The sequence below is a fragment of the Psychrobacter sp. ENNN9_III genome, from assembly GCF_001462175.1.
GTDB lineage: Bacteria > Pseudomonadota > Gammaproteobacteria > Pseudomonadales > Moraxellaceae > Psychrobacter.
This window is the reverse complement of the sequence record NZ_LNUO01000032.1, coordinates 1-12,223: the sequence shown is the minus strand read 5'-3', so window position 1 is coordinate 12,223 and position 12,223 is coordinate 1. Positions and strand designations below refer to the sequence as shown.

The following is a 12,223-nucleotide window of genomic DNA, read 5'->3' as shown; positions in this document are numbered from 1 at the left end:
AAAACCCAAAAATTGGAAAAATCGGTCAACATCTAAAATACGACGCACATATTCTCAGTCATTATGATATTGATTTGGTCGGTGCTATTCATGCCAGTCCTAATAACTGGGCCATGGATACCATGCTGGCAAGCTACGTTATCAACGCGGCTATTACTCGCCATGGTATGGACGATCTTGCACGTCACTATCTGCAAACGCAAACGATCAGCTATGAAGATGTCGCTGGTAAAGGTGCTAAACAAGTCACTTTTGATCAAGTGGCCATCGATATTGCTAGCGACTACGCTTGCGAAGATGCCGATATCACTTATCAGCTATTTGATGTCTTTAGCCAAAAGCTTAATGAAGACGAAAACAATGCTAAATTGCTCCACCAGCTTGAGATACCAACAGCCGAAATACTGTGCCAAATGGAAGCGGATGGCATTTTAATCAAGCGCTCCTTTTTAAATGAGTTATCAAAACGTTTTGATGAAGAAATCATTGCGCTCGAAAAACGTGCTTATGAAGTGGCTGGAGAGACGTTCAATCTTGGCTCACCAAAGCAGCTTGGCGAGATGTTATTTGATAAGCTTGGCGTCCCTGGTGGCAAAAAAACCAAGTCAGGCCAATACTCTACTGGTGAAGCCATATTGTCGAAAATCGATCACCCATTAGTAGAAATCGTACTGGAATATCGCGGCTTATCCAAGCTCAAAAGTACTTATACTGATGCGCTTGATACCGTTGCAGACTCTGAAACTGATCGCGTCCATACCAGCTACCATCAGGCATTGACCAGTACTGGACGCTTATCATCGACTGTTCCCAACTTACAAAATATTCCAATTCGTACGGCTACTGGACGTCTGATTCGCCAAGCGTTTATCGCGCCAGAAGGTCGTGTCATCTTGGCAGCGGATTACTCACAAATCGAGCTACGCCTTATGGCACATTTTTCTGGCGACAAAAACCTGACGCATGCCTTCAACGAAGGGCTCGATATTCATGCGGCCACCGCAGCTGAAGTGCTAGGAAAGCAAGTCGCTGATGTCAGCTCGACCGAGCGCCGTAATGCAAAAGCCATTAACTTTGGTCTACTTTATGGTATGAGTGCGTTTGGACTTGCCAAGCAACTACAAATGAGTCGCGGTGAAGCGCAAGACTATATTGATATGTACTTTAAGCGTTATCCGGGCGTCAAACAATATATGGTTGATACTCGTGCCAGCGCCTATGAGCGTGGCTATGTCGAGACGATATTGAACCGCAAGCTTTATACACCAGATATTAACCACAGCAATCGTATGGTCAAACAAGGGGCTGAACGTGCCGCTATCAATGCCCCACTCCAAGGCTCCGCTGCTGATTTGATTAAACTTGCCATGATCGCCGTCGATAAGGTACTGCCCAAAGAGCAAGCGAAAATGCTGCTACAAGTCCATGATGAATTGGTTTTTGAAGTGGATAGTAATAAGGTAGAAGAGATTAGCCAACTTATTACTGATGCCATGCAAGATGTTTTAACGATCACTGCTGTTGAAAAAGGTTGGAATATAGACTTTGCGGTACCGTTATTAGTTGAGACTGATAGTGGTAGCAATTGGGATGAAGCGCATTAATCTATCAATTTTGACAATGAGTCATGACTAATTAGTAAAATTGATTGATGACGTGATAGTAGAATTAGCGTTATAATAATATTACGTCAAATATTTTTGCTTTATCAGATTATTTACACTTTAAAAGTGAGCCTTTGGGTTCACTTTTTTTGTTTCAAAAATTAGGAGCCCACTATTTTGGCTACAGATGGCATCATTGAAGTCCCCGGTCTTATACTTATTATTATGTGCTTGCTACGCTGTGCCCAGTACGTAGTACAAAGTCAGAGCAAGCAAAGCCGTTATTTTTGGCTCGCATCAGCGCTCGTATTTTTTGCAGTGATTCGTCGCGAGTTGAATTACTTACCAGAAATGCTTATTTCAAGCGACTTCTCGCTACTTGGACATTCTTATGACTGGTGGGAAGACAGCGTCCTGACCGTGATCTACCTTCTCATCGTTGGATTACTCATCTATTCTTGGCGCTATCTCAAAGCCGTCTTAAAAGATGTCGATGTATCATTATATGTCATCGTAGTCATACTGGCGATAATACAGTATATGGGTGAGAATGCGATTGTGTTCTCTTATGATGCTGGCGGCACCATTGAAGAGCTAGCAGAAACTGCTATTTATGGTATTGCTTTGCTTTATCTGTGGAAATTTAAGTTGGCGGCTTTTGAAAACCTGTCAGCAAAACCAAATTTTGATGCACAGCGCGAGACTACATAAGAGCGGAAGATTGACAGTTATAGGGTTGGCTGGTGTATGTATCTTAATAATTATCTTTTCTGTTTAATTTGCTATACTCAATATAAGTTCGAGGGACAAATGCGATGTTTTTAACGGTGTCGACTTTATTGATACCTATACTAAGGGTGTTGCTAAACATCGTTACTCAGCGTTGTACCTCGCTTTACTCATTATGCTTATTATTAAGTCACTCATTATGAATATATTAATTACTGGTGCATCGCGTGGTATTGGTTTGGCCACTGCCAAAAAGCTGGCGGCAAAGGGTCATAGTGTTGGCCTATTTGCAACCAATACTGATACGCTTGAAGACGCAACTAAAGATAAAGCTTTTAAAAAAGCGATCAAACAAAAACGCATCATAACTGGTCAGCTTGACGTAACCCAGCCTGACTCATGGGAAGACGCTATCAGTCAAATGATTGATAATTTTGGCAGTATCGATGCGTTAATCAACAACGCAGGTGTGCTGTTCAGTGGTGCTTTGCCCGCGACTGATTTGCAGCAGCAGTTGTCTTTAATCGATGTCAATTGTAAAGGCGTACTCATCGGCTGTCATAAGCTTGCGCCTTATTTGGCTGATAGCAAAAATGGTAAAATCGTTAATGTGTCTTCAGCGTCTGCTATTTATGGTCAGCCTGAAGTTGCCAATTATGCAGCCAGTAAATTTTTTGTCCGTGGTCTCACCGAAGGCCTTAATATTGAATATCAAAAGCTCGGTATCAAAGTCATAGACGTCATGCCGCTTTGGGTTAAGTCTGATATGACAAAAGATATTGAGGTGACAAGCATTGATCGCTTGGGCATCAATCTAAACGTCAATGACGTGGCAAAAACGTTGTGCAAATTGACCACCAGCCCTAATCGTAAAATAAAAGGTACGCATTATGCTGTTGGTTTGCCAGCTAAAGTCTTTCAGACACTCTCACAAGTTACGCCTAATCCAATCATACGCTGGGTAAATACCAAAGTGGGTGCCAAATAGAGCATAGTCCATTTGGCAACAGCTCGTAGTATTATCTTAACGGCTACTCGATCTGAGTGGCCGTTTTGCTGGCTGCTCGAATATCAATCGCTTGCTTTATGGTTTTATCAGTGAACGTATTGTTTTTAATGAGCGTGTTTTTGATTGCCCCTACGGCAGTGTCTTCGCGAACTTTTGAACCGACCTTAATAGGCAGATGAACGTCAGCGGCGAATGTATTACCCCTAATCAGTGTGCCATCATCTTCTACGATTATACCTTGCTCAACTTGGGCAAATTGATTATCAATGATCTGATTGTCTTTGGCACTGTCTAGATGGTAGCTGGCAAAGGGTGTTTGCTTGACCAAATACGCGCCACATTCAAACCCTTTTAGATTGCGTGACTGCCTTGATGCCACCCATACGCCCACTGGCTCATCTTGAAAGACATTGCCACGAATGATATTGTCACGGCTTGACTCAGTACGCTTAAAGTGATTGCTGCGCGACAGGTCATCAGCATGCTCAAAGCAATTGCGATAGAGCAAGATACTACCTGCACCATTGTGAATAAACTGATTGTTCTCGATGCGATTGTTGCTTGATGAGTCAACCGCAATGGCTTCTCGATTGGGCTTAAAGGTACGAAAACCATTACCGACAAACACAGAGTTTTTAATCACGTTATCGCGGCTACCAAACTCCAGATATAACCCAACAGTACCAGCGTTTTGAACATATAGTTGCTCAAAAGTGACACCGTGCACGTGATCGCCGACGAACATGCCGCTGTTGATACTGCCTTGACTGCTGACATTGATGACGCGAATATCTCTTGGTGCCAGTGCGCGGTTGGCAGCAGGGTCGATAAAGCCGCGCGTATAGCGCTGATTGGGATTGCTATATTGGCGAATATGCAGCGCATGACCGTAGCCTTCGACATGACAATTGGCAACGGTAATATCTTCAATAGCAGCATCTGTCTTCGGTCTGATCATAATAGCGCTGGCCTTTGATGAATCATCAGCACTGGTGCTAAGCTGCGCCCCTTGACAGTCAAGTGAGCTATGAGAATCGCTTAGCTCAAAGCGTATCGACTGACCTGTTAAGTCACAGTTTTTACTAAGGGTGTTATGACCTTTTATCGGCACGGTCTGCTTGGGTGTCAGCTGCGCACAGTCTATCACGGCCGCAGTGTTTGGTAGTTTGGCATCGATAATTGGTGGTCTTTTTAGTGGCAACTCATCAAAGCTGTCATGACTGCTACTTATAAAGGGTAAACGCTCGCACGCCGTCAATGCTGTCACTATGCTTATCAAAGATACTTTAATTAATAATTTATGAGCTGCTGACACTAAAACCCCTTATTCTGCTAGTTGCTTACACTAAAACCCCTTATTCTGCTAGTTGTCTTACATTTTTTGAACATCTTGTGACACCTAAGTACTAGTGAAAATGATGTTAAGTGTCCAAACTAATATACATAGCAATTAAATATATGCCTTATCAATAGCGCTTTATTGTAGTGCTACCCCTTACACTTAATAACTATAATGAGGAATTATTCATGGACCATTCAAAGACCCCATTACCAGAAGAGATGGATCACATTGAAGGTAATACTCGTAACAATGATAGTAGTTTAGATGACCAAGACAATCAATTGGTTGATTTAGACAATCCTATGCTGCATACAATTGATAATGACGATGTGATTGACAATAGTGCTGGTTTTGATAACTCACAAGTCGGTAGCGAGGCCACGCAAGGCCTAACGCCGATGCATCGCCAAAATGTCGATGAAGCACGAGTCGATGAAGTATTGGTCGAAGACAATTTGGATGATAACGACTATCCAGACATCGTCGATATCGCTGATACCGAAGCTGCTGAACGTAGTAACGACGATAATTTTAAGTAAGTTTTTTGACTATAAAGTATGTATAGTACTATGAATAAAAAACACCGAACATCATGTCCGGTGTTTTTTATCATTCATTAAGATTTAAGATCAAAAGGCTTAACTACGCCCATTCATTAAGATTAAGATCAAAAGGCTTAACTACGCCCACCCATCAAGCGTCCCCACCCAGCCCTTAACCAAAGGTTTGCTAAGCGCTTCGAGTAAGTCAATGTGAGCCTCATCAAGATTTAGAGCAGGTATATAATGATACTCTTGCCCGCCAGCGTTCAAAAAGTTATCACGATTTTCGATCGCCAGCTCTTCTAGCGTCTCAAGACAATCGGCAGAAAATGCAGGACTGATAACCTGCACCGAACGCACACCAGACTGACCCCACTCCTCTAGTACCACATCGGTATACGGCTTAACCCATTCTTGTTTACCAAAACGCGACTGGAAGCTGATAATCCATTCATCATCTCTCAGACCAAGCGCGTGTGCCACTTGGGCGGCGGTACACTTGCAGCGGCTCGGATACGGATCGCCTTTATCAGCATAAGGCTGCGGAATACCATGAAAGCTAAACATCAGCTTTTCAGGCTTGCCATGCTCCGCCTGAAAGCGGCGAATCGAGTCCGCTAGTGCTTGGATGTATAGCGGATGGGCAAAGTAATCCTTTACGATAGTATAGTTGGGCAAATTGCGCTGCGTCAGCGTCCACTTGGTCAGCGCGTCATAGACAGCACCACCTGAGGTTGCAGAGTACTGCGGGAATAATGGTAGGATGACGAAGTGATCCACGCCCTCGCTGCGCAAATTGTCCATCACATCGGGCAAGCCAGGATTGCCATAACTCATCGCCGCGTGTACCGACACGCGAAACGGGGCAACACTGTCGGCCAAACGCGGTGCTAACTGCTCAACTTGACTGTTTAATATCTTACGAATTGGCGAGTCGCCTTCCCAAATACTCGCATAAGCCTTTGCTACCCGTTTAGGCCGGCTTGGCAGTACAAACAAGTTTAGAATGATGGCCCACAGAAACTGAGGGATTTCAATCACGCGTGGGTCTGATAAAAACTGTTTCAGATAACGACGGACGGCAGGCGCTGTCGGCTCATCAGGTGTCCCAAGGTTGACCAATAAGACGGCGATACGGGGTGGCAGTTTAGGTTTCATAGAAGTCGTGTGTTATTCATAAGTGATAAGAGAGGACTGTTAAGACAATGTTCATTTAATAGCTGATTAGTGTAGCATTTTATCGTCAAAGAGCGCATGGTAAAGGCGGTCTTTATACAATTTTCTACGCGTATCAAATAAAGACAGCGTATGGAGGTTGTACTCCTACGCCCATCGCCATACAATAGGCAAGCGCATTTTAAAAACAGTATAGAAAATAGTTTTTATCTTGTCTTTTTTTTATTGATGATCGTTGTCTTGCGAGGTAGCTTTGAACGCACGCCCTGATAATACCAGTGACCAACTCCCAAAAGATACATCCAACTTGACCGGATCAGCCAATAAGGCTGGCTCAGTAGGAATCGTCACGCCCGAAAAAATCCATTTTGCCGAGCCGCTGACTCTAGAATGCAATCGCACTTTGCCGTCTTTTGACTTAATGGTAGAGACCTATGGCACGCTTAACCAAGACAAATCAAACGCCATTTTGATTTGCCATGCTTTGTCTGGCAGTCATCATGCAGCAGGGTATTATAGTCATGATGACAAAAAAGCGGGCTGGTGGGACAATATGATTGGACCCAACAAAGCCATCGATACCAATCAGTTTTTTGTGGTGTGTGTCAATAATATCGGTAGCTGCTTTGGCTCGACAGGTCCAACGACCATCAACCCTGACACCATAGACCAAACTGGTGATAGCGAGCCTCAAGTCTATGGCCCTGACTTTCCACTCATCACCATCAAAGACTGGGTCAAAACTCAAGCTATGCTTTCAGATCGCTTGGGCATCGCTGTTTGGCATGCCATCGTCGGCGGCTCTATGGGCGGGATGCAGGCGCTACAATGGTCAGTTGATTATCCAGATAGGCTAAAGCGCTGCGTCGTTATTGCCAGTACACCAAAGCTATCTGCGCAAAATATCGCCTTTAATGAAGTCGCTCGTCAGTCCATCCTCTCTGACCCTGATTTTAATGATGGCCGCTATATACAAGCTGGCACCTATCCTCGTCGCGGGCTTATCCTTGCGCGAATGGTGGGTCATATTACCTATCTGACTGAAGATGCAATGAAAGCCAAGTTTGGCCGAGATCTAAAATCAGGCAAATTTATGTACGGCTATGATGTTGAGTTTCAAGTCGAGAGCTACCTGCGTTATCAAGGTGAACGCTTTAGCAAAAACTTCGATGCCAATACTTACTTGCTTATGACCAAAGCCTTAGATTATTTTGATCCAACGCGCGACTATCCATCAACACAATCGCTAGTTTCGGCCGCATCAGTGCAGTTTGAAGATTCGATTGCTGCATCAATCAACACTCCTAAAAGCACAATTGAAGACAATCTTGTGTCTCAAGATGATAGCGAGAATGACAATTATCAAGAACTGACCGCGCTCAAAGCAGCATTTGCCCATACCAAGTGTCAGTACTTAGTCGTATCATTTACTACCGATTGGCGCTTTGCTCCCGAGCGCTCGCAAGAAATTGTGAATGCACTCATGGCCACTGGCAAACCAGTCAGTTATATCGACGTTGATGCGCCACACGGTCATGATTCGTTTTTATTTGATATCCCACGTTACATGGGCGCGGTCAAAGGTTTTTTAACCGCACCCTTTATGACGAGCAACTCGATGACTAAGGAAGAGCGCTCATGAGAATGGATCATCAGCTGGCCGAACGCTGGATCGCGCCACACTCACACGTATTAGATTTGGGCTGTGGTAATGGCGATCTGCTTGCACATTTACAAAAAGAACGTAGCGTTACTGGCTATGGGCTTGAGATTGATGAAGACAAAATCAACGAAGCCATCGGCAAGGGCTTATCTATCGTCGAGCAAGACCTCAACGATGGACTGGCACGTTTCGCTGACAACAGCTTTGACACCGTCGTTATGGCGCGCGCCCTTCAAGCGGTCAAAGCCCCTGATGTACTGCTACTAGATATGCTGCGTGTTGCGCGCGAAGCCATCATCACCTTTCCTAATTTTGCCCATTGGCAAAACCGTATTCATCTAGGGTTTAAAGGTCTGATGCCAGTGTCAGAAGCCCTACCTTACGAATGGTACGATACACCAAACATTCATCTATGCACGTTCAAAGATTTTGAGCAGTTGTGTGCCAAACACGATATTCATATTCTTAGCCGTTTTGCTGTCAGTGACTCTGATAAAGGCCCCTCTCCTTTACTGTCAACTTTAATAAGACAAGCACCTAACTTACTAGCAGACGTTGCCATCTACCGAGTAACCAAACAAAAATCTATTTAAATTCATTGTATTGGGTAGTTGACTAAGTATTGCGTTTTGTATATTCATTATTACGGCTTAATAACTGTATGATTTTGTTACATACTATGAGGTTTAAAACGACGTTAAAACGAGTAATTAGTATTTGAGTTTCGTAACTTTGGGTGGTAAGCTAGCAAAATAGTGTCGATGACGCCCCCATTACAATTACTTATCTGTTGAGTTAGCGTAAACGAAAAGACTTATGTTCATAGGTTTGCTATTTAGTCATAGTTAATATGATGTTGCTAATAACTAGGTAAGTTCATACTGCAAAGTGTAATGTCTGCGATAGTGTCGCCTAATGATATAAATTTTGGTGGCAAACTTTATCCATTGCTTATCAACTGCCTAATTTTGGAGCTGCTATGAAATTATTAAAAGCCGCCTTGTTTACTGCTTTATTCTCTTGTGCTGGACTGGCTAACGCGGAGTTAATCTCAAACGTGCCACTTGATACGTCGCGTTTTGAGCTAATGCCTGTTAGCGAGCTATCTAATCGCGCAGCCCAAGGTAACGATCATGCTCAGTTTTACCTAGCTAAGCGCTTGCAAAAAGGAGAAGGTGTTGCTCAAAATACCCAGCAAGCTATCCAGTGGTACACTAAAGCGGCTCAGCAAGGTGTTGCCCCTGCTCAGTTGAACTTGGCTATTATGTATTTGCGCGGTGAAGGCGTGAAGCCTAACCTACAACAAGCTCGCGTTTGGTTAGAAAAAGCGGCGATGCGTGGTGATAATCGTGCCAGCTATACGCTTGCATTGCTAGATGAGAAGCAAAAAAATCTGGTTGATGCGTATAAATGGTATGACTTGGCTGCTCGTGATGGCATGCTAGATGAAAAAGTACGTAATAAAGCGCGTAGTAAAATCGGTCAGCTAGCATTGAACTTATCAAGCTCAGATATCGCGAGCGCTCGTAACCAAGCGGATCGTTGGTTCCAAAGTAAATAAGCTTTAGACAAATAAGCTAATAATAAAAAATCCAGCCTTTGAGCTGGATTTTTTGTGTTTGTATTCTGCATAACGATAAATGATTAAGTCAACTAGATAGCTGCTACTCCCTCGGCTCGCGTGCCATTGTATAGAACTCTGTATTTGACTGCATGTTCATTACAATTGCCATTCTATTCGATAAGCCAAAAAACGCGGTAATACCTGTGATATCTAAAATATCCTCGTCATCATAGCCATGCTCTTTGAGTGCTGCATAATCCGAATCTTGGATAAGCTCCGGTGTACGACAGAGTTTTATCGAAAATGCTAGCATCTCTTTCTGTCGCAGACTAATGGGCGCGTGCAAGTAATTGATTGCTATTTGATCTGCCAGTAGTGGTTCTTTAGAAAACACACGCAGTAGCGCGCCATGGGCAATGACACAATACTGGCAGCCATTGGCGGCACTCGTCGCAACAACGATCATCTCTTTTTCAGCTGGGCTTAGCGTACTACCTTCTCGCTCCATAATCGCATCGTAATAGGCAAAGAAAGCTCTGAATTCTGCTGGGCGGTACGCTAGCGCTAAAAACACATTAGGAATGAATTTGGCCTTTACTTGTACCGCAAGAATACGTTTTAGAATATCATCAGGCAAGCTATCTAAAGATGGTACAGGGTATCGACTAATAGGCGCGCTCGTGGAAGGTTTGTTAGCAGAATTAATAGACAGAGTACTCATGTGCCATCTCCATTGACATTAATTGATCGTTATATCTAATTAGTCTACCTCTATAGATGAGTAATAAGTAGTTAAAAAGGTGATTAAATCATATCGTTTACCTTTATAAAATGTTCAAAATACGCACCGAATTTGCTACACTACGCGCGCACTAGTCAATTCCACAATCATGTTAGTGTGATTAGCTTCACTCGTTAGATCTACCAGACAACTCAAACCCAATGCACTAGGTTTGCGACCTAGCCAGCAGGAGATATGTATGAACACCACCTTAGAAAATGTAAGCATTGAAAGCAAAAAAGCGACTGAATACGATAGCATAACCAACAATATCGTCGTAGCTGCTCTTTATAAGTTCACACGCTTTAATGACTTTGAGCAATACCGTGAGCCAATTCTAAATACCATGCTCGACCATGATGTCAAAGGCACACTATTACTCGCAAGTGAGGGCATTAACGGTACGATTTCTGGCACCCGCCAAGGTATCGATACTGTCCTAGACTATTTGCGTAGTATCGATGCCATCGGCAGCTTTACTTTTAAAGAGTCTTATACCGATGCGCAGCCTTTTTACCGTACTAAGGTGAAGTTAAAAAAAGAAATCGTTACCATGGGCATTGAGAATATCGACCCATTACAATCAGTTGGTCGCTACGTGAAGCCAAGTGAATGGAATGCGCTGATCTCGGACCCCGATGTTATCCTTATCGATACCCGTAACGACTATGAAGTAAAAATCGGTACGTTCCAAAATGCAGTCAATCCGAATACCGAAACCTTCCGTGAGTTCCCAGAATACGTGGCAAAAGAGCTAGACCCAACCAAACATAAAAAAGTGGCGATGTTCTGTACTGGCGGCATTCGCTGCGAAAAATCCACCGCTTATATGCGCGAGCAAGGCTTTGAAGAAGTCTATCATTTAGAAGGTGGCATTCTAAAATATTTAGAAGAGGTGCCTGCCAGCGACTCTATGTGGCAAGGAGATTGCTTTGTGTTTGATAATCGCGTCTCAGTCAATCATAACCTAGAAAAAGGCGAATATGAGCAATGCTTTGCTTGCCGTATGCCGATTACTCAAGATGATATGCAAAGCATCGCCTATGTAAAAGGTGAGTCCTGCCCGCACTGCATAGATAAAGCAACTGACGAGCAAAGAGCACGTTTTCGTGAGCGTGAGCACCAAGTGCAGCTTGCTTCAATGCGCGGCGAAGCGCATATCGGTAGTGAGGTGGTGGACATCATCGAAAAACGTAAAGTGGCTAAAACTGAGGCTCGTCGTCAGGCAGACGCTGCGAACAAAGCTAAATTGGACTAGATTCGTTATCGGTTAGATTTAGATCAAAAAAGAGAGGCTCAATTGGCCTCTCTTTTTTATTGTCAGTTTTATTAGCTACCACGGTAAGTACTATAACCATATGCAGATAACGTAATTGGCACATGGTAATGATTATTGCCCTTAATGTTAAAATTCACTTCAACATATGGATAAAATGACTCCAAACCTTGGTTACGAAAGTATGGAGACGTCTCAAAAATTAACTTATAAGTACCGTCATGCTCTACATTATCTTTGTTAGGCAAAAAATTGTTAATACGTCCATTATCGTCGGTTTTTTGCGTATTGACTAACTCCCAACTACCGCCTTTCTGTTGCATCATCAACTTTACGTTGACGTTTGGCGCAGGCTTACCAGTGCTGATATCTAAGATATGGCTTGATAACTGATAACTATCTTGGTCAGCTGCAGCGTGACTTGCCGTTGCTGACATGGCTAATATGCCACCTAGTGCCGCTGCTCTTATCATGTTGATTTTCATATTATTTCCTTTATTTATAGAATAATTATAATTTTAATTAAATATAGCTTTT

12 protein-coding genes are annotated in these 12,223 nt (G+C 43.3%); 8 read left to right on the top strand and 4 right to left on the bottom strand.

Going from position 1 to position 12,223, the window contains the following annotated elements; all coding sequences use genetic code 11:
- The 3 genes from polA to PENNN9_RS02620 form a co-directional block, all read left to right on the top strand.
- The coding region (gene polA, locus PENNN9_RS02630) for a DNA polymerase I (RefSeq protein WP_082637962.1) at nt 1-1,604 on the top strand (1,604 nt) is incomplete at its 5' end.
- Nucleotides 1,605-1,781: 177 nt separating this feature from the next.
- Nucleotides 1,782-2,315 (top strand): hypothetical protein, encoded by a 534-nt coding sequence (locus tag PENNN9_RS02625; protein ID WP_058368201.1) that lies wholly within the window; start codon nt 1,782-1,784, stop codon nt 2,313-2,315.
- A gap of 217 nt (nt 2,316-2,532) precedes the next feature.
- Nucleotides 2,533-3,321 (top strand): SDR family NAD(P)-dependent oxidoreductase, encoded by a 789-nt coding sequence (locus PENNN9_RS02620; protein ID WP_058368200.1) that lies wholly within the window; start codon nt 2,533-2,535, stop codon nt 3,319-3,321.
- A 43-nt stretch (nt 3,322-3,364) separates the two neighbouring features.
- Here the strand turns inward: PENNN9_RS02620 and PENNN9_RS02615 are convergent, their stop codons facing one another.
- Entirely contained in the window at nt 3,365-4,657 is a 1,293-nt protein-coding gene (locus PENNN9_RS02615; protein ID WP_058368199.1) for a right-handed parallel beta-helix repeat-containing protein, read from the bottom strand.
- Nucleotides 4,658-4,869: 212 nt separating this feature from the next.
- On the opposite strand from PENNN9_RS02615, the gene PENNN9_RS02610 reads away from it, so the two are divergent.
- Nucleotides 4,870-5,223 carry a hypothetical protein gene (locus PENNN9_RS02610; RefSeq protein WP_058368198.1) on the top strand — a complete coding sequence of 118 codons (354 nt, stop codon included), beginning with the start codon at nt 4,870-4,872 and terminating at the stop codon, nt 5,221-5,223.
- A gap of 141 nt (nt 5,224-5,364) precedes the next feature.
- Here the strand turns inward: PENNN9_RS02610 and hemH are convergent, their stop codons facing one another.
- A complete protein-coding gene (hemH, locus tag PENNN9_RS02605) occupies nt 5,365-6,384 on the bottom strand; it encodes a ferrochelatase (RefSeq protein WP_058368197.1) in 1,020 nt (339 codons plus the stop codon).
- A 325-nt stretch (nt 6,385-6,709) separates the two neighbouring features.
- Here hemH and metX point away from each other — a divergent pair, with 325 nt between their 5' ends.
- The 3 genes from metX (at nt 6,710) to PENNN9_RS02590 (ending at nt 9,626) form a co-directional block, all read left to right on the top strand.
- Nucleotides 6,710-8,044, top strand: coding sequence for a homoserine O-acetyltransferase MetX (gene metX / locus PENNN9_RS02600; protein WP_058368203.1), 1,335 nt, complete (start codon nt 6,710-6,712; stop codon nt 8,042-8,044).
- Nucleotides 8,041-8,658, top strand: a complete 618-nt coding sequence (metW, locus tag PENNN9_RS02595) for a methionine biosynthesis protein MetW (protein ID WP_058368196.1) — start codon at nt 8,041-8,043, stop codon at nt 8,656-8,658. Before metX ends, metW begins: the two co-directional genes overlap by 4 nt.
- Before the next feature lie 386 nt (nt 8,659-9,044).
- Nucleotides 9,045-9,626, top strand: a complete 582-nt coding sequence (locus PENNN9_RS02590; RefSeq protein WP_058368195.1) for a tetratricopeptide repeat protein — start codon at nt 9,045-9,047, stop codon at nt 9,624-9,626.
- Between the two features lie 103 nt (nt 9,627-9,729).
- Here PENNN9_RS02590 and PENNN9_RS02585 read toward each other — a convergent pair whose 3' ends face one another.
- Nucleotides 9,730-10,350: a peroxidase-related enzyme gene (locus PENNN9_RS02585; protein WP_058368194.1), complete on the bottom strand. Its 621-nt coding sequence runs from the start codon at nt 10,348-10,350 to the stop codon at nt 9,730-9,732.
- Between the two features lie 319 nt (nt 10,351-10,669).
- Here PENNN9_RS02585 and PENNN9_RS02580 point away from each other — a divergent pair, with 319 nt between their 5' ends.
- On the top strand, nt 10,670-11,668 hold the full coding sequence (locus PENNN9_RS02580) for a rhodanese-related sulfurtransferase (protein ID WP_075103472.1): 999 nt from the start codon (nt 10,670-10,672) through the stop codon (nt 11,666-11,668).
- A gap of 71 nt (nt 11,669-11,739) precedes the next feature.
- On the opposite strand, the gene uraH is transcribed toward PENNN9_RS02580, so the two are convergent.
- The gene (gene uraH, locus PENNN9_RS02575) at nt 11,740-12,171 is read right to left on the bottom strand and encodes a hydroxyisourate hydrolase (RefSeq protein ID WP_197409064.1); all 432 of its coding nucleotides are present in this window, start codon (nt 12,169-12,171) and stop codon (nt 11,740-11,742) included.
- Nucleotides 12,172-12,223: the final 52 nt, after the last annotated feature.